The following is a 22,105-nucleotide window of genomic DNA, read 5'->3' on the forward strand; positions in this document are numbered from 1 at the left end:
CCCTCGGGGAATCCACCGTGTTCCTGAACTATTTGATCGTCGCGCTTCGCAGTCTTCGCAACCATCCAGGCTTTACTGCCATCAAGGTACTTAGCCTAAGCCTGGGTTTGATCTGTAGCATACTGGTGTTGATGCATGTGCAATATACCAACAGCTATGACAAACATTTTGATGACTGGCAGGATATTTATCGGGTGGTGTCCAGCATCACGACTGATCAGCGAATCGATGGCATGATGATTGCGGAAGGTATCTACAGTCCGCTGTTGCAGGACTATGGTCAAATCGAGTTGGCCGCAAAAATTAACCCAGGAACCGGGCTTTTTGCTCACGGAGATGTATCCGCAACCAATGACTATTTGTGGGTCGAGCCAGCGTTTCTGCAGATATTCTCTTTTGATTTCTTGCAAGGTGATAGCGACACTGCGCTGTCAGATCCCAATACAGTGGTACTGACTGAGACGGCGGCGCTTAAATATTTTGGTCAGGAAGACCCCTTGGGGCAAAACCTGATGCTTGAAAATCGTACCGACCTTCGTGTGACGGGTGTTATCAGGGATTTGCCTCCCAATACGCATCTGGATATTGAGATTATGATTGGCGTCGCGACAGCCCGTCAGGTTGTAGGTGAGACGTTCATGAACAGCCCTTCGTGGGGTTATTATAGCGGCACCATGTTGTATCTGCTGATTCCGGATCAGCCGTCCGCCGAGGCGCTGCGTACTGACCTGCCGAACTTTATTGATCGCAATGTGCCCGAAATCCAGCGTGATGCTATCCTGAGTGTAAACACCACATTGGATCTGGAACCCCTTGAGGATATTTATCTGTCTCCGCGGCAGGGCTTTGCCGCGGCTGACTACAGTCGCCGACTAGTGCTGGGCGGGTTGGTGAGTTTCGCGGTGCTTATCCTGCTGAGCTCCTGTATCAACTTCGCCAACCTGTCATTGGCGCAGATGCAGCAGCGGGGTAAGGAGACCGGGGTCAGGAAAACACTGGGCGCAACCCGGAGCGATCTGTTGGCGCAGTTCCTGGTCGAATCCATGTTGCTCACGCTGGTGGCACTGCTGGTTGCTCTACCAGTCATCTACCTGGCCATAGGCCCCTATACCGCTTTGATCGGGACTGCGTTCACGTTTGCCAGCATGTTTGGTTCGTCGCAAGCGCTGATCATTGTGTTGTTTGTTCTACTCACGGGTCTGTTGTCCGGTCTGATACCGGCGCTGCGTATGTCCCGGTTTGCACCCAATGCTGTCATCAGTGGCAAACGCGATGGTGGCAAGTCCAGTCGCATGGCGCGCTCAGCGTTGACCGTGGTGCAGTTCAGTTTTGCGGTGGTGCTGGTTATTCTGGCGATTGGCATCAGCCTGCAAGTGCGCTACCTGAACGAAATCGATATTGGTTTTAATCGTAGCGATCTGGTTGTGCTGGACACCATGTATAACCCACGCAGTCCCGAGCAGTTCAACTATAATGCCTTGGTCGACGAGTTGACGCAGCACCCCGGCATCGTGACGGTAGGCAAATCCGAGACCCCACCGCCTAATAATGGTGGCTATAATCCCTGGCACCACTCAAGCTGGCCAGCAGATGAGCGTCGCTCGATTAGCCATTTGGGGGTGGACGAGTTTTACGTGGATGCCATGCAGTTGCAAGTGCTGGCTGGGCGAAATTTCTCGCCGGACTTCCCGGTAGACTTTATGCCTGACGGTCAGTTGGACCCCGAACAAACCTACGGAGTCCTGATCACCCCCGCAGCAGTGAGCAACTTTGACCTTGGCAGTTATGAAGACGCCATTGACGAGACCCTCATGCTTTTCAATATGAGCTTTCGTGTGGTGGGCGTGATTAACGATTTTCGACTCTCCGGTGGCCTGGAGGATACGTTGCGGTCGACATCAATTTTGCGAGCCTCCGCCCGGCCCATGCGCATCCTGCTGATCAGAATTGACCCGCTTCAGCGCGCCAGTGCACTCGAACATATTGACGCTGTATGGGGCAGGCACCGTCCCGACGCTCCCATCGATCGTGAGTTCTACGAACAGACATTCAGTCAGCAGATTTACCAGCAGACCAACGGCATCAATCGCGCCGCGCAGTTCGCTGCCTTTATTACCATTGTCATCGCGGCGCTGGGTTTATACGCACTGGCTTATTATTCAACCGAGCGGCGCACCAAGGAAATTGGTGTACGTAAAGTGCTGGGCGCGACGGCGCGCTCGATTGTTGGATTGCTTAGTCTGGACTTCATCAAGCCGGTTCTGGTCGCCTGTGTGCTGGCCAGTGGTCTGGCGTATCTGGCGACGTCCTACTACTTTGATCAGTTCTCGGCGCAGGCAAGTATGTCGCCGTTCATCTTTGTGCTGGTCATCGCGGGCACGATTGTTCTGTCGTTGTTGACCGTGGCAGCGCAGTGCATAAAAACCGCCAAATCTGATCCAGTAACGTCATTGCGTTCGGAGTAACTTCCCTGTGTTTTATAACTACCTGATAGTCACATTGCGCAATCTTCGCAACAACCCCGGCTTCACCTCCATCAAGGTGCTCAGCCTCAGCCTGGGTTTGATATGCAGCATCCTGGTGTTGATGCACGTGCAGTACACCAGCAGTTACGACAAGCATTTCGACAACTACCAGAATATCTATCGGGTGGTGACCAGCCTGACCTCTACTTCGGGGCAGCGCATCGATGCGAGTTTGATTGCCGAGGGTATCTTTAATCCGTTACTTCAGGATTACGGCCAGATTCAGCAAGCCGCCAAGATCAGCGATGCTAACGGTCTCTTTGTGTATGAGGACGTGTCGGCGACAAACGACTACTGGTGGGTAGACCCTGAGTTTCTGAATATTTTTTCTTTCGTCTTTGTGCAGGGCAATCCAGAGACCGCCTTGTCGGAACCCAATACAATCGTTCTTACGGAAACGACCGCGAGAAAGTACTTTGGTCAGGGAGATCCCATGGGAAAGGTGCTGAGGTTTGATCATCTTGCTGACCTGCGTGTAACGGCAATCATCAGGGATTTGCCGCCCAATACGCACCTGGATATTGAGGCCATGATTGGCAGTTCAACCGGGCGGCAGATTATCAGTGAAAACTTTATGAACAGGACCGCCTGGGCAGGCTTTGGTGGCACCATGCTTTATGTGGTCATCGACGACCCTGCCTCGGTGGCGGCGATGCGCGCCGATCTAGCCAACTTTATCAATAATAATGTGCCCGATACCCAGCGCGATTTTGTGCAACGCATGGATATGTCTCTGGACCTGGAGCCGCTGGCGGACTTGCATTTGTCGCCACGGCAGGGCTTCGCTGCGGCGGACTATAGCCGCACGCTGGTGTTGGGAGGGTTGATCGCGTTTGCAGTACTCATTTTGCTGAGTTCCTGTATCAATTTTGCCAACCTGTCGCTGGCGCAGATGCAGCAACGGGGTAAGGAGACTGGTGTCCGCAAGACTCTTGGCGCGACCCGGACAGATTTGTTGACGCAGTTTCTGGTGGAGTCGATGCTGCTGACCTTGCTAGCGTTGCTACTGGCGCTGCCGGTCATCTATCTGGCTATCGGGCCTTATACCGCGTTGACCGGTACGGCATTTTCCTTTGGCAGCATGTTTGGTTCTTCGCAGGTACTCATTATTGTTGCGTTTGTGCTATTGACTGGATTCCTGTCCGGTCTGGTACCGGCGCTGCGCATGTCCCGCTTTGCGCCAACAGCCGCTATCAGCGGCAAACGTGATGGCGGCAGATCGAGTCGCCTGGTCCGTGCAGGGCTAACTGTGATTCAGTTTACCTTTGCCGTGGTGCTGATCATTCTTGCAATCGGTATCGGTCTGCAGGTGCGCTATCTGAACGAAATCGATACAGGTTTCAATCGCAATAATCTTGTTGTACTGAACACCCGGTACAATCCATTAAACCCTGACCAGTTCAACTACGATGCGCTGGTGGACGAACTTCGACAGCATCCGGGTATTGTCACCATCGGCAAGTCCGAGAACGCGCCGCCGTACAACGGTGGCTTTAATCCCTGGCGCCATTCCAGTCAGCCTGTTGAAGAAGCTCAGGCAGTGAGCCATTTGGGCGTTGATGAGTATTATGTCGACGCCATGCAGCTCGAGCTATTGGCGGGGCGTAATTTTTCACAGGACTTCCAGGCAGACTATTTGCCTGATGGGCAGCCTGAAGCAACTCAAACCTATGGCATTCTGGTCACACCGGCAGCGGTGGCCAAATTCGGTTTGGGCAGTGTCGACGAAGCCGTTGATGAAGTGTTGATGATCGGCACGCTGAATTTCCAGGTCGTGGGTGTGGTCAATGATTTCAGATTGTCCGGCGGCATGGAAGACACTATGCGATCGACCGCCATATTGCGTGCCACTCGCCAGCCCATGAGGACTCTGCTGATCAGAATTGACCCTCTGCAACGCGCCAACGCACTCAACCACATCGACGCCGTGTGGGCCCGACACCGTCCCGACGCCCCTATCGATCGTGAGTTCTACGAGCAGACATTCAGTCAGCAGATCTACGAACAGACTAACGGCATCAACCGCGCTGCCCAGTTTGCTGCCTTGATTACCATTGTTATTGCAGCTCTGGGATTGTATGCGTTGGCCTATTATTCAACTGAACGGCGCACCAAGGAAATTGGTATACGTAAAGTGCTGGGCGCGACGGCGCGCTCGATTGTCGAATTGCTTAGTCTGGATTTTATCAAGCCGGTTCTGGTCGCCTGTGTGCTGGCGAGTGGCCTGGCGTATCTGGCGACGTCCTACTACTTTGATCAGTTTTCGGCGCAGGCAAGCCTGAGTCCGTTGATATTTGTATTGGTGATCGCGGGCACGATTGCTCTGTCGTTATTGACGGTAGCCGCGCAGTGTATCAAGACGGCCAGGTCTGACCCGGTTGCATCGCTTCGTTCAGAGTAAGCATTTACAGCTGGAAGACTCGCCCGAGCCTTCCAGCTGATAACCCTCAGCGCGCCAGCCACGCCACCAGCAATTTGATCTGGAAATCATCCAGGCGCTCATCGAATGCAGGCATCTGACCCGTGCGACCATAAAGCAGCGTCTCGCGGATGGTGTCGTAGTCACCACCGTACAGCCATACATCATCGGATAATCGCGAGGCGCCCAGCATTTCATTGCCGGCACCATCAACACCGTGGCAGGCTGCACAGTTTTGTTCGTACATGGCTTTGCCCGGGTGCGTCTCGTCACCGCCTTCATGCATTGTCATCACATATCCGGCGACATTATCAATCACCTCGGTGTCAAGGATACTCTGCCAGGCAATCATATTGGCACGGCGGCCACCGCGCAGTGTCTGTTCAATCTGTTCCGGGGAACCGCCCCACTGCCATTCGGTATCCTGCAGATTGGGGAACAGGCTAGCCTGGCCTCGTGCTTCGGGTCCGTGACAGACCGCGCACTCGCGTTGATAGATGCGTTCTGCTGTTGCCATCAGGGCCAGGTCGCCCTGTATCTGCAGTAAATCCATATCGACAACCGTCGCGCGAACATCGGCAAAGCTCGCCTCAAAGTTATCATAGCTGTCTGCTACGCGTTTGCCCTGAGACCAGTTCAACAGGCCGGTATTGGATCCCAGGCCCGGGAACAGGATCAGGTATATCAACGAAAACACCATGCCGCCAAACAGCAGCCAGAACCACCACAGCGGCGGCGGGTTGTGTCCCTCTGCCAGGGTTTCGTCCCACACCGGCTCGATCTCGGACTCTTCCTGCTGATCACGGCCAAAATAAATGCTCCACACCAGCCATGCTACAGCGGCCAGTGACACCAGGGTGACAACCAGAATCCAGCCAGCCCAAAAACCTGAAGGCAAGTCAGCCATGTCAATCCTCGTCTTGCAGTGGTATGCGTGAAATTTCGTCCAGGGACTCTTTGGTACCCCGACTGCCGAGCCAGACGGCGAGACAGACCATGAACGCCATGACCAGCATGTCGCCCACGAATATGAACATCGTCAATGTGCACCCCCTTGCATGGTTGCGTCTTCCTCGCTGAAGCCGGTGCCCAGCATTTGCAGATACACAATCAGCGCGTCGACTTCGGTGAGGCCTTCCAGATCTGCCTCAGCATTGGCGATCTGTTCGTCCGTGTAAGGATGACCCAGGCGGCTCAACACGCGCAGTTTGTTGGTAATGTCGCCGGTTGCGCTGGCTGGTCGCTCGGCCAGCCAGGGATAAGCAGGCATGATGCTGTTGGGCACGACGGCACGCGGGTCAAGCAGGTGCAGGCGATGCCAGTCATCCGAATACTTGCCGCCGATGCGGTGCAGGTCGGGTCCGGTGCGTTTTGAACCCCACATGAACGGACGATCATAAACAAACTCGCCGGCGCGCGAGTATGGCCCGTAGCGTTCCACCTCGGCGATCAATGGCCGGATCTGCTGCGAATGGCAGACTACGCAGTTCTCGCGCATGTAGATGTCGCGGCCGGTCAGTTCCACGGCGGTATAGGGCCGGGTGTTGGCGCTGGCGATTGCCAGGCTGTCCTGGGTCAGCACCGGCAGCAGTTGCACCATACCCCCGATAGACGAGACAAACAGGATGCCGAAAATCAGCAGCCCGGTGTTCTCTTCGATTTTGCGATGAAATGACAGACCGTTCATGCGTTGACTCCGTAAGCTGGGTTCACCAAGGGTGGCGTGACGTTGACTGTGCGCTGGCCCCTGAATGTCATGTACAGGTTGTAAGCCATCAATACGGTACCCAGCAGGAAAACCAGCCCGGCAATCAGGCGCAGCAGATAATAAGGAGTCATGCTCGACATGATGTCTTTGAAGTCAAAGCTGAGTTCGCCGAGTTCGTCAATGCTCAACCACAGCAGCCCCTGGGAAACGCCTGCCGCCCACATCGCAATGATGTAGAGCATGGTGCCGGCAAAGGCCAGCCAGAAATGGATGTCGGCCAGACGGGTGCTGTACAGCTCGCGGCCTACCAGCCGGGGCACCATGAAGTAGAAGGTGCCGTAGGTGATCATGGCGTTCCAGCCCAGCGCACCGGAATGCACGTGACCAACAGTCCAGTCGGTGAAGTGACTGACCACATTGACGCTGCGGATGGCCATCATCGGACCCTCAAATGTTGCCAGGCCATAGAATGCCAGTGACAAAACAATAAATTTGAGTGCCGGGTCGGTGCGCAGTTTTTCCCAGGCTGTGCTCACCGTCATAACCCCGTTGACCAGTGTGGCCCACGACGGCGCCAGCAGAATGATGCTCATCACCACGCCCAGTGACTGCACCCACTCCGGGATGGCGTTGTAGTGCAGGTGATGCGGCCCGGCCCAGATATAGCTGTACACGAAGGCCCAGAACGCAACCACCGACAGGCGGTAACTCCAGATCGGACGGCCGGCGTGTTTGGGCAGAAAATAGTAGAGCATGCCCAGGAAGCCACCAGTGAGCAGAAAACCCACCGCGTTATGACCGTACCACCATTGCACCACGGCATCCTGAGCGCCGGCGTAGGCGGAATAAGACTTGTCGATTGATACCGGCAGCGCGAGGCTGTTGACCACGTGCAGCATGGCGATGACGATGATCAGCGCGCCGTAGAACCAGTTGGAGATGTAAATCGGCTTGATCTTGCGATTGGCAATCGTGCCAAAGAACACCACACCAAAACAGATCCACACGATGGCTATGGCAATATCAAATGGCCATTCCAGCTCGGCGTACTCTTTGGTGGTGTTCCAGCCGGCGAGCAGGGACACAGCCCCCAACAGCACAATGATTTGCCAGGCGTAGCACACGAACCAGGCCAGCCGGGGCGCGAAAAGGGTTACGTGCGAGGTACGCTGCACGCTGTAGAAACCGGTGGCCATCAGTGCAGAGACACCGAAACCAAAAATGACGCCGTTGGTGTGCACCGGGCGCAGGCGCCCGAACGACAGCCAGTACTGACCAAAATCAATCGTGGGCCACACCAGCTCCGCGGCAATGTAGACGCCGACGCCGATCGCGATCACCGCCCACACCACCGAAAACTGGATCAGGCGAATGACAATAGTGTCCTGGTAAATTTTGTTGTCGGCAGCTTGCATCAGGTTTTCCGTCAATGATTGAATTTGTGCGTAAAAAAGAAGAATCAAACGCCCAGCAATGGCCCTACACCCAGCACCCACAGTGACATGCTGATACCCAGCAGACTCACGGCGGCCACCAGCAACCACGCCATCAGCGCCGAGGCCATCAGCATGCCGCGTTCAGGTGGTGTCTCCAGGGCAACAGGTATACCGGCATAGAGCAGATACATGCCCCAGATAGTCGCGGGAATGAGAACAAGCACGTTGACCAGCACATCGGGGAACAGGTGCGCAATACTGGCCATCGCCAGCGGCTGACCGACCATGGTGATCAATGCCATATGGCGGCCCAGCGAGACACTGGCGCCGTAGGTTTTTGCCATCCAGCGGCTGATAATGACGGTACTGAACAGGCCAAACAACAGTGCCACGAAATAGCCAACACTGATGGTCAGCAGGTCACCGGTTGCCATGAACAGTGGCTGGTCTGCGCCCAGGCGCCAGCCGAAATTGGCCGCACCGATCAGTGAGAACAGCGGCGGTAACAGTAGCAACCACAGAGAGTAGGTCAGGAATACCCGGCGTGACGAGGGGTCTGCTTTGGCTAGTTCGGCGAATGCCTGCTGCGGCTGGTACAGCGATCTGAACAGGGTCAGACTGGAGATGTTTGAACTCATAGGCTTTCCGCTGGTTGGGGGCGGCGTCATCGGTGACGGGGCGCAGTATAGGGGCAAGTGAATCGGGTTTTATTGATTCAGCGCAAGGTTCCAGTGCAAGTTAGACGCAGGGCGGTCGCATTTTGTTGCCGGATTGACAGGTTCGCCTGCAGTCTTGGCACGTATGTGAACGAGTTGTACAATAATTGAATGAACTACGATTTCGCTGACCGTGATCTGTTGCTGGGTGTTCTGGGGGAGGTGCGTGATGCAGTTCTGATCACGGATGCCCGGCTCGACCTGCCTGGTCCAACCATCGTTTATGCCAATCCCGCTTTTTGCGACATGACAGGTTATACGCCCGAAGAAATTGAAAGGTGAACACCCCGGCTTCTTCAAGGCCCTGACACCGACCGCGAATTGATGCGGCAGCTCAAAAGCCAACTGGTCGCAGGGCAGCCGTTTTTCGGAGAGGCGGTGAGCTACCGCAAGGACGGCACGCCTTTCCGCATGCAGTGGACGATACGGCAGTATCCGGCGCACGGCACGGCCAAATACTATATTGCGATACAGCGCGATATCACGGTATTGCGTGATGTTGAACAACAGCGTCAGCAACTGCAGGTGCTAGCGGATATCTACACCAGAGCGGGAACAGCCGGTTTGGATTTGCAGGGCTTGCGCAATCAGGTGGCGCAGATCGGGCTGGCAGTCACCGGTGCGGACGGCGCAGCGGTGGAGGAAGCCGTGGCCGGGGAAATGGTGTATACCGCCGCAGCAGGCACAGCAGCGAGTTCGTTGGGACTGCGACTGCCGGTTGCGGGCAGCCTGTCGGGTGCCTGTTATCGTGATCGTCAACCGATGTATTGCCGGGATGCCCACAATGACCCCCGCGTGGCCCGTGAGGCGGCAGACCGGGTCGGTTTCCGCTCCGGTCTGCTGGTGCCGTTGATTCACGAAAATCGCTGTTTCGGCGTACTCAAGGTTTACTCTGCCCAGGTCAGCGCTTTCAGCGACAGTGACCTGGACATGCTCACGGTAGCCAGCCGGGTATTGGCGTCCTCGCTGTATGATGCCCAGAGCTTCGAACAGGAGCGTGGGCAGCGCACCCAGTTGATTGATGCCTTGCCAATCCTGATCGCCCGTATTGACGCGCAGCTGTATTTCCGTGAAATCAACGCAGGTTACACGGCGTGGTTTCAGCGTCCTGCCGCGCAGATCATAGGCAAACCGGCACTAGACATCATCGGCCTGGAGATGTTCGAACAGGTATTGCCCTACATGAAGGCGGCATTGGCGGGCGAGGAAGTGATTTTTGAGCACCACCTGCAGCAGACCGATGGCGTTATGATCCCGGTGGAAATTACCTATATTCCCCATCTCGACGACCAGCAGGTTGTTGGTTTCTACGCCCTGGCACGTGACATCACCGATCGCCGGCGTGCCGAGCGTGATCACCTCACGCAGACGCTGAATCGCCGCGGCTTTGATGCGCGGCTGGATATCGCCTTTGCCACCGCCAAACGTTACCACAGACCTCTGTCACTGATTTTTGTTGATCTTGATTACTTCAAGAAAGTGAATGATGACCACGGTCACGCTATCGGTGATGAAGTCTTGCGCACAGCGGCGCAGGTGTTGTGCGAACAGGTCCGGGAAAGCGACATCGTCAGTCGTTGGGGCGGCGAGGAATTTGTCATCCTGGCACCGGAGACGCCTTTGGCGGAAGCTGTACAGTTGTCCGAGCGACTGCGGCAGAAGCTGGCGTCCTGTCAGCATCCGGAGGCCGGCCAGGTGACCGCCAGTTTTGGCGTCGCGGAGCTGGCGAACGAGCAGTCCGAACGTGATTTCATCAATCACGCGGATCAGGCCCTGTATGCCGCCAAAGGCGCCGGGCGCAACCGGGTTGAATGTTATTCCGGGTGACGTCGAATTAACTGCCCAGCAGGGCATCAACCTTTGCTGCGCAGATAAAGTCATTCTCCGACAGTCCACCCACAGCGTGGGTGCTGTAGATCACGGTGGCTTTGTTGTAGCCAAAATTGATGTCCGGATGGTGATCTTCACTGTGGGCGATCCAGGCCACGGCATTAACAAATGCCGTGGTTTGATAATAATTGTCGAATTTGAACGTGCGGCTGATCTGTTTGCCTTCGTTTTCCACTTTCCAGGTGCCGTCGATCATGATCAGGTATTGTCTGACCTGTTCGGCATTCATCGGGCTGGCGCCCCGTTCGCACGGTTTGCATTTGCGTGTTGCAAGATCGCTCATGATGACGCTCCTGTGTTGCAAGTGTTGTATTGCAGATGTTGCCCCATGGTAACGCGTCTCCCCGGCACCGGGTCAAATACCCGCCCGGTCGGCGCTGCCTCGGTTCTGACTGCCACACCTGTGCTATAATCCACGGCTTTTTGAGAAGCCCTGATTCATGTCTGACTCTGTCAAACGTCCTTCCGTCCTGTTGCTTGTCCCCATCAGCATGCTGTGCACGCTGGTTGCGGTGGTGTTCGGTCGTCTGGCCTACGGGCTGGTACTGCCTGTCATGCGCGAGACGCTGGGGATGAGTTATTCGCAGGCGGCCAATCTGGGTACGCTGACCGCATTGGGCTACCTGGTGTTGTTATTGTATGCGGGCGTGTTCGCGGGCCGACATGGTGGCAAAAAATCCATCCTGCTGGGTTTGTCGCTGGGCGCCATCGGTTTCGCCGGACTGAGCCAGTTTTCTGCTTATCCGCTGCTGATGTTGTGCATGACGCTACTGGGGTTTGGTACTGCGTTCACTTTTACCCCCTTGATCTCGCTGCTGGGCGCCTGGTATCCCGAGCGTCGGGGCATGGTGATCGGTTTTGCCGGCAGTGGCGTGGGTACTGGCATACTGCTGGCCGGTGCGTTGGTACCGATTATCACACAGTCTGGAGATGAGGCCAGCTGGCGCATGATATGGGCCAGCTTTGCCGGTATTGCCGTGTTTGTGATTGTGCTGGTGATGGTTTTTCTGCGCGATCCGCCGCAATATGACGAGCCGGTTTCGATGCGGCAGGGTCTGGCGATAGCCTATCAAAACCCGCATGTCGTGCGCATGGCACTGATCTACGGGGTAGTGGGCGTCACCTACATTGTGCAGACGCTGTTTATGTACAGCTTTGCCCTGGATGCCGGCGTCGCGCCTCCGGTTGCCGGTCGGCTGGTCGCGGTCATGGGCTTTGTGTCGATTTTTTCCGGGCCGGTCTGGGGCTGGCTCGCCGATAAGGTAGGCCACGGCCGTGCGCTGACATTCTGCATGTCGGTGGCAATCTTTGCCACATTGCTCCCAGTGGTCTGGCCTGAGACCTGGGCTTTTACTGTGCACTTTGTGCTGGTGGGGCTATCGGTAACCGGACTCTTCACATCGGTATTGGCCGCAGCCACCAGCACCGTCAAACCCCAACATGCCGCGATGGCAGTCAGTTTTGTTACTGTGTTCTTTGCTTTGGGACAACTCATAGGCCCCGCACTGGCCGGGCTGCTGATTGACTGGCAACAGGACTTTCGGCTGACCTTTGCCTTAAGCGCTGCGTTGATGTTTGTTGGTGCTGTGGCCAGTCATGGCAGTACGGCAGTGGCCAGGTCCTGACCACTGGTTCCACTACCACGCCCTGACTGACCCGCTGGGCCACTCCCTTTGCAAATATTCCCCCCGCATCCCGGGCATTATTTCACCGCGCCTGTCGATCTGTGATGGTCCCATCCGACCAATAACAACTGAACGCAACCAAAAAGGTGAAAAGTATGTCCTATATTGACGGATTTGTGCTCGCAGTACCCAAGGCCAACAAACAGAAGTTTATTGACCACGCCAACATGGCTGACCCGATTTTTATGGAGAGTGGCGCCATTCGGGTAGTGGAGTGCTGGCAGGATGACGTGCCCAGGGGCAAGGTCACTGACTTCTATGGTGCAGTGAAGGCAACAGAAGATGAAGCGGTTGTATTTTCTTTCATTGAATGGCCGGACAAAGCAACACGTGACGCAGCAATGGAAAAATTGCAGGCTACCATGAGCAGCGACCCCAGGATGAGCCCGGACACCAATCCCATGCCATTTGATGGTAAGCGCATGATTTTTGGTGGCTTCACGCCGGTTGTGGAGATGCAGTCTGACTGAAAAGCGATTTTTAACAAGGAGAAGGAGCATGAGCAACAAACAAGGAGATTTTGTCTGGTACGAGCTGATGACCACTGACTCAGCCGGGGCCAGAGAGTTTTACAGCAAGATTCTGGGCTGGACCTACACAGACAGTAGCATGGACGATCTCAGCTACTGGCTGGCTGCGGCGCAGGATGCCGATACGGGTGACAAACACGAAGTGGCCGGCTTCATGGAAATTTCGCCAGACATGTTGAAGAACGGTGCCCAGCCAGCGTGGGTCGGCTATATTGGCGTCGACAATACCGATGCCATGGTGACGGCCATCAAGATCGATGGCGGTGGTGTGCATGTGCCGCCCACCGACATTCCCGGTGTCGGGCGCTTTGCCATGATCCATGATCCGCAAGGTGTGATCTTCTACATCATGCAGGATACCAGTGGCAACCATAGTTTGGCTTTTGCGGCCGACAAACCCCGCGTCGGACATTGTGCCTGGAACGAGCTGTACACAACCGATCAGGCTGGCGCCTGGGCTTTCTACAGCAAGCACTTTGGCTGGACTAAGGACGGCGAGATGGACATGGGACCGATGGGCACCTACGACTTCATCCGTCACGGTGGTCTGATCGGTGCCATGATGCACAAACCTGACGAGCAGCCGGTGGCTTGCTGGCAGTTCTACTTCCGTGTTGCCAATATCAAGGTCGCACACGATGTGATTACTGCTAACGGTGGCCAGGTATTGATGGGCCCGCATGAGGTGCCAGGCGGGGATCAGATCATTGTTGGCATGGATCCCACGGGGGCTGTATTTGCGGTGGTGGGGACACAGTAGGGTAAAGCTGTTAAGGTAAGGTCAAAGGAGTTGTTTCAGTAAAGGAGAATTTATGACCAGGCCAATAACATATCGCCTTAAATTTATTGCCCCGGCACTGGCCGGGGTATTGTTGACCGCCTGTGCGTCATCCAATGATGCCTATGAGGCGCCGTCCTACGCATCCATGTACGACGGTGATACCTACCGTGTTATCTGCACAGGCACGGAGAACAGAGACATCTATGTCAGATACAACGCGCTAGATACGTTCTATAACCCGGATGGGTCGCTAAAATCCCGCGACCATTTTTGCCAGGAAAATGCTTCAGGTGCCAGTCAGCGCTGACCTGGTGCCCAACAGGCGCGTCCGGCTGGTGTTATTGCCTGATTCTACAGAATATTCCGCGCGCTTATTGCCAGCGTCATCGAGCCATGAATAAAGCGCCTTGCTGTCGCGATGCGGATGCGATTTGTCGCTGTTATGCGCAAATGTGATAGCCGTGCCCGTTTTTGACTGGCAATCTTCGCGGCTATTCCAACTCATCAGGAGATGGCAACGCAGGTTTTTCTGTCACGACCGGTGTTGCCCCATAAACAATGCCAGCCAAGATCCCTGCCGCCCGACGCCACTGCCCAACGTTTATCAATCCGTTGACCGCCGTCATGCTGGCCCTGCTGCTGGCCACCGCGCCGCCAGCCTGGGCTGACAGCGACACCTGGACGGGAGCCACCAACGGCAACTGGCATACGGCCGGTAACTGGGAGGGCGGCAGTATCCCGAACGCCGAGTCCGAAATTGCCAGCTTTGGCGCGTCGACGAACACCGATGTCTCCATTAGCCAGGGTACGACTATCAGCGGCATAACTTTTAACGAGGGTGCCGACAGCTTCACCATCAGTCAGACGACAGCGGTACCGATGACTTTTGACGAGCAGGGTGTCATCAACAATTCGGATGTCACCCAGACCTTCGAAATTGCTCCATGGCTCTATCTCGAGAAGATGGCTTTTTTCGATTTTCGGGGCAATGCTACGGCCGGCAATAAGACAGAATTTGTGTTCGCTGGCGCCGATGATGATTTTCTGATTGGGGGTTGGTCAAGGTTCTACGACGATGCATCGGCAGGTAGCGCTGTCTTCAAACTTAATGGCGCGAACACCGACCTGGGCATGGGCGGCAGAGTTGATTTCTATCAGTCTTCAACGGCAAGCGATGCCACATTCTGGCTGTATGGCAATAAGGGGATAGGCAATGACCCGGAATCCGTAGCCGGTACGCTGGTCGCATTCCACGACACGACAACTGCCGGGAACGCTGAGTTTAATCTGAGTGCCGGCCTTGATCCACTGAGCAGAGGCTCAATTCTCAGCTTCCAGGATGACTCGTCGGCCGAAAACGCCACCATCAATGTTCACGCTTTGCCATTTGGCGTAGGGCAAAACGCCAGCGTGATCTTCGAAGAAAACTCGACCGCAGACAATGCCACGGTGGTGGCATCCGCCATCATGAATGGCACGCCTGGCCTCATTTCGTTCTATGGTGAAGCGACAGGTGGCACGGCAACCATCGAACTACGTGGCGGTGAACTGCTCATCAACGATGTCACCAGCTCTGGCGTCAGCATCGGTTCACTGGAGGGTGACAGCACGTCGCGGGTCGAGATCGGCAGTAAAAAATTGACCATCGGCACCAACAACAAGTCGACGATCATGCGCGGGGTGCTGGAGGGCGAGGGCGGTTCACTGGCAAAAACCGGCACCGGCATGCTGACTCTGACTGGTGACAATACCTATACGGGTGTTACCAGCGTGACCGGCGGAGGCGAGCTGCGCGTCACTGGCAGCCTGGTGGGTGACACGGAGTTAAACTTTGGCGCAACATTGTCCGGCACCGGCACGCTGGCCGCTGTGACTGCGGGGCTCGGAGCTGTTGTTGCGCCCGGCCCCGGTGCAGGTACTTTGCATACTGGCGACCTGACACTGGTGCTGACTGCACAGATCAATTTTGATCTGGCTTCGCCTGGCACAGTGGGCAGCGGTGTGAACGATCTGATCGTGATAGAAGGCGACCTGGTACTTGATGGAAACCTCACGATAGCCGATCCGGATGAGCTGGCCGAGGGCACGTATACCCTGATCACTTACACGGGTGCATTGACGGACAATGGCCTGACGCTGGCAAATCCTGCTGACGGTTTTATCTACAGCATTGATACCACCCAGGCCAATGCCATTACCCTGCAGGTTGTCAGCGAGAATGCCTCGCTCGATTTGTCGGTCAGCCTGCTGAATTTTGGCGTACGGCCGTATCACGCAGCAGCGGTCTCGCGCGTGTTAGACTTGACAAACGATGGCAATGTTGCGGTGAGCGTAGCGGGCGTGTCACTGAGTGGACTTCACGCCAGCGAGTTTGTGGTGACCAGTGATACCTGCAGCGCAACAACGCTGGCGGTGGCAGCGCAGTGCAGCGTGACGCTGGACCATGAAGGCGACACGGTCGGCGTCCGCGCTGCGACTTTTACCCTGCAGTCAGACGCAGGTAACAGCCCGCATGAAGTGACATTGAGTGCGCGCTTGGTGGCGGAGCCTGTGCTGAGTGGTCTGCACGGTGCCGCCCTGGAGTTTCGGGCGGGCGCTGGCCCCGTGTTGTTCGACCCTGACGCCCAGGCCGCGCTGTCGCTGCCGGGTGCCCAGAATCTGGCGGGCGCGACGTTACGCGTGGAGCTGATCAGCGGCGCGAGCGCGGAGGACGATCTTCTGTCGTTCTCGACCGCCGGCGATATCAGTTTGTCAGCAAGCATGGCGGGCAGCGAGATACGGGTAGACGGAGTGGTCATAGGCACGCTGGACAGTGCCATTTCTGCTGGTGAGGTGCTGGGCGTCACATTTAATGACAACGCCACCCCGGTCCGCATTCAGCTGCTGCTGCAGGCATTAACCTACCGTAACATCAACACGAACAGCCCGGTGGCCGGCTTGCGCGAAATACGCATTGAACTGACGTATCTGGGCCAACTGGCATCGGCCACGCTGAACGCCGATGTCATTGTCAGTCGAACATTGAACCTGTCGGTCACGGAAATGGGGTTTGGCATGCGGGCCTACAACGCCGCATCCACCTCGCGCTCATTTACGGTGGAAAATTCCGGCAATGTACCGGTGAACCTGGCGGCCAGTGTGTTGAGTGGCCCCGATGCCGGCGATTTCGTTATTGCCACGGATACCTGCAGCGAGTCCACGCTGGCGGTGGCTGCTCAGTGTGCGATCACGATCAGCCACGAAGGCAATATACCGGGTGTCCGCAACGCCACCTTGCGACTGACCTCCGACGCTGACGGCAGCCCGCATGAGGTGACGTTGAGCGCCCGCGTGGTGGGCGAGCCGGTGTTCCAGAACCTGAACGATGCGACCCGGATTTTTATCACTGGCGGACTGCCCATGTTGCTTGATGCCGGTCTGCAGTTGTCAGTGCCGGGCGCAGAGAGCCTGATCAGCGGTGGTTTGAGTGTGGAAATACTGACAGGGGCTGATGTCGAGGAAGACATGCTGGCCATCGCCATCTCAGACCGGGTCACGCTGGCGGGCACGGATCCTGGTGCTGAGGTGCTGGTGGACGGCGTGGTGATTGGCATGCTGGCCAATATGCTGGCACCCGGCGACCTGCTTGTGGTGATTTTTAAAGAGGGTGCTACGCCCGCGCTTGTCCAGGTATTGTTACAGCACCTGACTTTCCAGAACGTGAACGACACCGATCCTGTTAACGGTGTTCGTGATATCCGGTTCACGCTGGGTTATCTGGACATGGTCGCGTCGGTAGACATGGCGGTGGATGTGCAGCCACCGCCACCACCACCGCCCTCGGGCGGAGGCAACATCACCACCGAGGTTGTTGATCAGACGCTGAATGGAAACGTGCAGATTGGTGCCGGCGGTGTCATCAACGGCGGTACCATTAACGGCAATGTGGCAGGCAACGGCGAGATCACAGGCGACGTGGTGATGGGGGCTGGCGCGAGTATCAGCGGTGCAATCATTACGGGCAATATCAGTGGTAACGCCGCCGCGCCGGCGCGACTGCGTGGCGGTACTGTGACCGGTGATGCGGTATTGTCCAATGTTGTCATTGCCCCGGATGTTGTACTGGAGCCTGGTTTAACGCTGGGTGAGGGCGTGACTTTTGAGTCACCGGGGCTGATTGATGCCGTACAATCGATCGATGTGTTTGACGCCGGCGGGGCGACGGTGACGCAGCTGGCCAATGGCCAGATTACAGTCAGCGGCGATGGTTACCAGGCCGTCACTTTGCCAGTGGCGATTGTGCAGGCCCAGACCGGGCAAGCGCCAGGTGTCTACCTTGGCGATAACGGTGACATCCTGCTGATTACCGCAGATGGGCTGGGTATTCGTGCCTACGCCCGGCATGCGGACAGTGCCAGCCTGCAGAGCATGATGTCAGACATGTCACTGCAGATAACGTTTACGCCGTCTGGCCAGATGCTGGTGTCACCGGGTGACTCGGGTACTGCCGCACTGACGGGCGGTCGCCGGGTGATGGCGTTGCAGGCTGACGAAACCTACTTCAGTGCTCGCCCGGATGTCTTGGCAATACCTGCCCACCGTGGTGATGCGCCGGGACTGCTGGAATATCCGGTGATGGGCCTGGGCACGGTGCTTCACGTGTCGTCGTTGTTTGTCGCCGGCGATGGTGCGCTGATGCAGCAGGATCTGGTGCCCACGCCGGTAGACTGGTTCGACCTGAAAGCAACATTGCTGGCGCTGTCTGGCGTGACGACGGCGAGCATGGATACGCGCGGTACGATCCAGGTGAGCATTGACGGTATCAACCTGCGTGGCGTCATGGATTATGCGGTTACCCGTGGCGGGCCGGGCAACACTGAGGGGCTGACCCTGAACGTGGCGGGTGACCTCACGGGCAATGGCATGGACGACTACCGGGTAACCTATGCCAACGGAGATCAGCAGCTGTTGTTTGTTTATCAGCTGGAGTAGCGGGGCTGGTGTCAGGAGCCTCAGCTAATGGAGAGCCATCAGCAGTTGGAGAGCCATCAGCAGATGAAAAGTATCAGCCGGTGGAGCGCCTCAGCCCCTGCAGCGATTCGGCCAGCATCTCCAGCCCATCAATCAGCCGCGGCCCCGCCCGGCTGAAGTGCGCGTTGCCGTCGCCTACAATGACATGGTTGTTCCGTACCGCGCGTAACGACAGCCATCGCTTGTCCTTAGTCAATATCTCCAGAGCCTGGCCGGACTCCGTTTTGGTGTACCCGCAGCAACCGACCACAATGATGTCCGGATCACACGCCGCAATTTCGTCCCAGCTCAATGTGCCCGAACGCTGGCCGGACGCCACCAGACAGCTCTGGCCGCCCAGCATGTCGATCAGGTCCGGTATCCAGTGACCGCCACTAAACGGCGGATCCAGCCACTCCAGGAACAATACCTTGTCGCCGTTCAGGATGTCCTGCCGGGCCACGACTTCGGCGCGTTCACGTAGCTGCATCACCAGGCGACGGGCTTCAGAGCCGACAGATACCGCGTCACCCACGCGGATAATGTCCTCATAGACATCTTCCAGATTAGAGGGCGCCAGCTCGACCAGATTGCAGTCACCGGGTAGTGACGCGACGGCCTGATAGACATCGCCGGACGACACGGCGCAGACATCACACAAGGTCTGGGTGACAATGACATCGGCACGCAATTCGTCCAGCAATTCAATATCCAAAGCATAGAGCCCCCTGCCGGCCGCCAGTTCCTGGCGCACAAACTGATCAATGGCGAGTTGGCTTTCCTCGACCGGCACGCGGGTGCTGGTCAACACGTCAAGGTGACAGATCTCCGGCGGGAAGTCGCAACTGTGGGAGATACCTACCAGTTGCGAACCGCTGCCTTGATGCGCGCCCAGCGCACAAATTATTTCTGTCGCGCTCGGTAGCAAAGACACAATACGCATGCTCGTCGCCTCAGGTTGTTTGCCAACGCGGCTGGTAGCGTCGCACAAACTCATAGGTGCCAAACAGCAATATCGTATACAGTGCATCGCCAAACAGCGAGCGTCCGAAAAACGGAATCGCGCTGATGTAACACTGCACAAAGCCTTCCAGTGTGCGTGGATAATACATCAGCCAAGCACTCAGGTTGGAGATGACAAAAAACACCGACGCGGAGGCCAGCACCGCGCCCACCAGTCGTCCCGGTGTGCGTTCACGCGCCAGCCAAACCCGGCCGATCACGGCGCTGCAATAGAAGCCCAGATACACCAGCGCCATCGCGGGCAGCGCATAGAAACCCGTGAGCATGTCACTGAGCAGCAGGGCGGCAATGGGCAGTAGCCAGGCCATGCGCGAGGGCAGCAGGGCGCCGGCAAACAGGCCCAGCGCGCCGATCGGTGTCACGTTCATGGGATGTGGCAGCAGCCGCATGGCCGCCACCACAACAATCAGCGCGACAATGGTCAGCAGTTGTGATCTTTCCATTTGTTTGATTGCGGTCATGGGCATGGTCTTCTCCTCAGAACTGATAACGCGTAGTGACCAGGGCGGTGCGGCCGTAAGTGTTGTAACCATCAACCACCTGGTAGTCCTTGTCGAACACATTACCAATCTTCAGCTGCACGCTGAGATCGGTCTGCATTTGATAGCCAAGCGCCAGGTCAAACACAGCATTGCCGGCTACCGAGGATGTGCCAAACGTTACCGGGTCTACATCCTTCTGTGTGCCACGCAGCAGCCAGGTCAGGCCAACATCAAGCTTGTTGAACTCGCGCGAAATACCCGCACTGAGAATCTCGTTCGGGCGTCTTAGCAGCTCCTCCCCGGTATCGCTGTTTTCATGATCCAGCAGGGTCAGTGCGGCATTGGCGTTCCAGCCCTGCCAGCTGCCGCGCACGGCCAGCTCAACCCCGTTGATGGTGGCGCGGTCGACATTGGTCAGGCTGGTGAATGACGCGTCAGTGGTGATCAGGTTTTTGATCTCGTTACGAAACGCATTGACCGACCAGGTGGCTCCCAGGTGTGCGCCCTCCAGCCCGATCTCAACATTGCGCGACGTTTCTGGCTGCAAGTCCGGGTTACCGTAGAAGAAGAACGCAGGAAAATCGACATACAACTCGACCAGCGACGGTGCCTTGAAGGCGGTGCTGTAGGAGGTCCATAATCGCAGATTGTCGCCGAGGTCGGTGCCGATGGCGGCCTTGCCGGTGGTTTCGCCACCGAACTGTTCGTTGTCGTCATAACGCAACGACAAGGTAGTATCGACGGATGTGTTGCGCAGCGAAAACCGGCTGTCCAGCACGGCAAACGCGGCGCTGTTGTCACGCGTGGTGTCGGTCTGCGCCGCGCCGCTCATCTCGTACAGCAATTCCTCGGATTCAATGTCCGCGCCCAGCACCAGGCTATTGTTGTCCCCCAGCTGCACATGGTTCTGCCAGTTGATGGCATCGCGTTCAGTGCGGCTGCGTGAGGCGAAGGTGCTGTCGTCGACGCTCTCGTCACTGAAGCGGGAGATCTGCACATCACTTTGCCAGATGTCCGTGACCGGCAGCATCAGGCCCAGGTGTGCAGTGCGGCTCTCGCCGTTGTTGATGCCGCCGTCATACTCCAGCTGCGAATCGGTCAGGTTGTAGCTGCCACGCAGCGCCGCCCCATTGCTGAACTCATGGGCCATGGAGACATTGGCTGCGTCGTTGTCATAGGCGCTGCGCCGGGCGCTGGGCGTGGGGGTGTGAATGGGCCGGATGCCATCGGTCTGGTGGTGTGCCACATTCAGTGCCAGAGACGTATTGTCGCCACGCAGGCTGAAGCCGCCACTGCCATTGTAAGTAGACTCGGTGCCAGCTGCTGCGCTGAGGTTACCACTGAGGCCGGTATCCGCATCACCGCGCGCGGCCTGTTTGGTGAAGATCTGAATCACACCGCCAATGGCATCAGCGCCATACAGGCTGGATTGTGGACCGCGTACCACTTCAATGCGCTGGATCTGCGCCACCGGAATATTTTCCAGGCGGGCAAAACCCTCGCTGGCGGTGTTGGCTTTGACACCGTCAATCAGGATCAATGTGTGGTCAGAATTGGTGCCGCGCATGAACAGGCTGGTCTGCGTGCCCTGACCGCCGGTGCGCGCCATCTGGATGCCGGGCGCCCCCGCCAGCAGATCAAACAGGCTCTCTGCCTGCGCAGCTTCGATATCATCCAGCGTAAACACGGTGGCGGCGGCCATGGTTTCACCCAGCGGCTGATTCAGCCGGTTGGCGGTGACGATGACTTCCCGGGTCTCTGCATCCCGGTTCTCGACGTCGGCCGAGGTATTGGTCTGGGCAGCTGCGCCGGTGGCCAATGGCAGCGTGGACAGGAATAGTGCGGCACAGCGTAAAGCTGTGATATCAATTGTTTTTGAAGGTTTTTTCAACATTTGCAATCTCTCACCCGAGTGCGTTAC

General features: G+C 56.9%; 18 protein-coding genes. 9 read left to right on the plus strand and 9 right to left on the minus strand.

From position 1 onward, the window contains the following. Positions 1-17: 17 nt before the first annotated feature. Together WD071_RS17245 and WD071_RS17250 are read left to right on the plus strand one after the other, a co-directional pair. Positions 18-2,465, plus strand: a complete 2,448-nt coding sequence (locus WD071_RS17245; RefSeq protein ID WP_368049645.1) for an FtsX-like permease family protein — start codon at positions 18-20, stop codon at positions 2,463-2,465. Between the two features lie 7 nt (positions 2,466-2,472). Continuing rightward, positions 2,473-4,926: an FtsX-like permease family protein gene (locus WD071_RS17250; RefSeq protein ID WP_368049646.1), complete on the plus strand. Its 2,454-nt coding sequence runs from the start codon at positions 2,473-2,475 to the stop codon at positions 4,924-4,926. 46 nt (positions 4,927-4,972) lie between these two features. Here WD071_RS17250 and ccoP read toward each other — a convergent pair whose 3' ends face one another. Genes ccoP through WD071_RS17275 form a run of 5 tightly spaced genes read right to left on the minus strand, consistent with a single transcriptional unit; the run spans position 4,973 to position 8,726 of the window. Next, positions 4,973-5,851, minus strand: coding sequence for a cytochrome-c oxidase, cbb3-type subunit III (ccoP, locus tag WD071_RS17255; RefSeq protein WP_368049647.1), 879 nt, complete (start codon positions 5,849-5,851; stop codon positions 4,973-4,975). 1 nt (position 5,852) lies between these two features. Then, a complete protein-coding gene (locus tag WD071_RS17260; protein WP_368049648.1) occupies positions 5,853-5,987 on the minus strand; it encodes a hypothetical protein in 135 nt (44 codons plus the stop codon). After that, positions 5,984-6,622 (minus strand): cytochrome-c oxidase, cbb3-type subunit II, encoded by a 639-nt coding sequence (ccoO, locus tag WD071_RS17265; RefSeq protein ID WP_368049718.1) that lies wholly within the window; start codon positions 6,620-6,622, stop codon positions 5,984-5,986. The genes WD071_RS17260 and ccoO overlap by 4 nt, the downstream gene beginning before the upstream one ends. 5 nt (positions 6,623-6,627) lie before the next feature. After that, positions 6,628-8,067, minus strand: a complete 1,440-nt coding sequence (gene ccoN, locus WD071_RS17270) for a cytochrome-c oxidase, cbb3-type subunit I (protein ID WP_368049649.1) — start codon at positions 8,065-8,067, stop codon at positions 6,628-6,630. Between the two features lie 44 nt (positions 8,068-8,111). Then, positions 8,112-8,726: a Yip1 family protein gene (locus tag WD071_RS17275; RefSeq protein WP_368049650.1), complete on the minus strand. Its 615-nt coding sequence runs from the start codon at positions 8,724-8,726 to the stop codon at positions 8,112-8,114. A gap of 189 nt (positions 8,727-8,915) precedes the next feature. Between WD071_RS17275 and WD071_RS17280 the strand changes: the two genes are divergently transcribed. Together WD071_RS17280 and WD071_RS17285 are read left to right on the plus strand one after the other, a co-directional pair. Further along, positions 8,916-9,086, plus strand: coding sequence for a PAS domain-containing protein (locus tag WD071_RS17280; RefSeq protein WP_368049651.1), 171 nt, complete (start codon positions 8,916-8,918; stop codon positions 9,084-9,086). A 96-nt stretch (positions 9,087-9,182) separates the two neighbouring features. Further along, positions 9,183-10,631, plus strand: a complete 1,449-nt coding sequence (locus tag WD071_RS17285) for a diguanylate cyclase (RefSeq protein ID WP_368049652.1) — start codon at positions 9,183-9,185, stop codon at positions 10,629-10,631. Between the two features lie 7 nt (positions 10,632-10,638). On the opposite strand, the gene WD071_RS17290 is transcribed toward WD071_RS17285, so the two are convergent. Beyond that, positions 10,639-10,977: a 4a-hydroxytetrahydrobiopterin dehydratase gene (locus WD071_RS17290; RefSeq protein WP_368049653.1), complete on the minus strand. Its 339-nt coding sequence runs from the start codon at positions 10,975-10,977 to the stop codon at positions 10,639-10,641. Positions 10,978-11,134: 157 nt separating this feature from the next. Between WD071_RS17290 and WD071_RS17295 the strand changes: the two genes are divergently transcribed. From WD071_RS17295 to WD071_RS17315, 5 genes are all read left to right on the plus strand, one after another. Then, complete coding sequence (locus WD071_RS17295) at positions 11,135-12,319, plus strand: MFS transporter (protein ID WP_368049654.1); 1,185 nt, start codon at positions 11,135-11,137, stop codon at positions 12,317-12,319. A 155-nt stretch (positions 12,320-12,474) separates the two neighbouring features. Beyond that, positions 12,475-12,849 carry a DUF1428 domain-containing protein gene (locus tag WD071_RS17300; protein ID WP_368049655.1) on the plus strand — a complete coding sequence of 125 codons (375 nt, stop codon included), beginning with the start codon at positions 12,475-12,477 and terminating at the stop codon, positions 12,847-12,849. Between the two features lie 28 nt (positions 12,850-12,877). Beyond that, positions 12,878-13,669 (plus strand): VOC family protein, encoded by a 792-nt coding sequence (locus WD071_RS17305; RefSeq protein WP_368049656.1) that lies wholly within the window; start codon positions 12,878-12,880, stop codon positions 13,667-13,669. Between the two features lie 52 nt (positions 13,670-13,721). Next, positions 13,722-13,997, plus strand: a complete 276-nt coding sequence (locus tag WD071_RS17310; protein WP_368049657.1) for a hypothetical protein — start codon at positions 13,722-13,724, stop codon at positions 13,995-13,997. Positions 13,998-14,248: 251 nt separating this feature from the next. Continuing rightward, on the plus strand, positions 14,249-18,661 hold the full coding sequence (locus WD071_RS17315; protein WP_368049658.1) for a beta strand repeat-containing protein: 4,413 nt from the start codon (positions 14,249-14,251) through the stop codon (positions 18,659-18,661). A 73-nt stretch (positions 18,662-18,734) separates the two neighbouring features. Here the strand turns inward: WD071_RS17315 and WD071_RS17320 are convergent, their stop codons facing one another. Genes WD071_RS17320 through WD071_RS17330 form a run of 3 tightly spaced genes read right to left on the minus strand, consistent with a single transcriptional unit; the run spans position 18,735 to position 22,078 of the window. Further along, positions 18,735-19,622: a cobalamin-binding protein gene (locus WD071_RS17320; protein WP_368049659.1), complete on the minus strand. Its 888-nt coding sequence runs from the start codon at positions 19,620-19,622 to the stop codon at positions 18,735-18,737. Between the two features lie 10 nt (positions 19,623-19,632). After that, positions 19,633-20,169 carry a DUF6580 family putative transport protein gene (locus tag WD071_RS17325; RefSeq protein ID WP_368049660.1) on the minus strand — a complete coding sequence of 179 codons (537 nt, stop codon included), beginning with the start codon at positions 20,167-20,169 and terminating at the stop codon, positions 19,633-19,635. A gap of 10 nt (positions 20,170-20,179) precedes the next feature. Continuing rightward, complete coding sequence (locus tag WD071_RS17330) at positions 20,180-22,078, minus strand: TonB-dependent receptor (RefSeq protein ID WP_368049661.1); 1,899 nt, start codon at positions 22,076-22,078, stop codon at positions 20,180-20,182. Positions 22,079-22,105 lie beyond the last annotated feature (27 nt).

This window comes from Pseudohongiella sp. (genome assembly GCF_040877505.1).
Lineage (GTDB): Bacteria > Pseudomonadota > Gammaproteobacteria > Pseudomonadales > Pseudohongiellaceae > Pseudohongiella.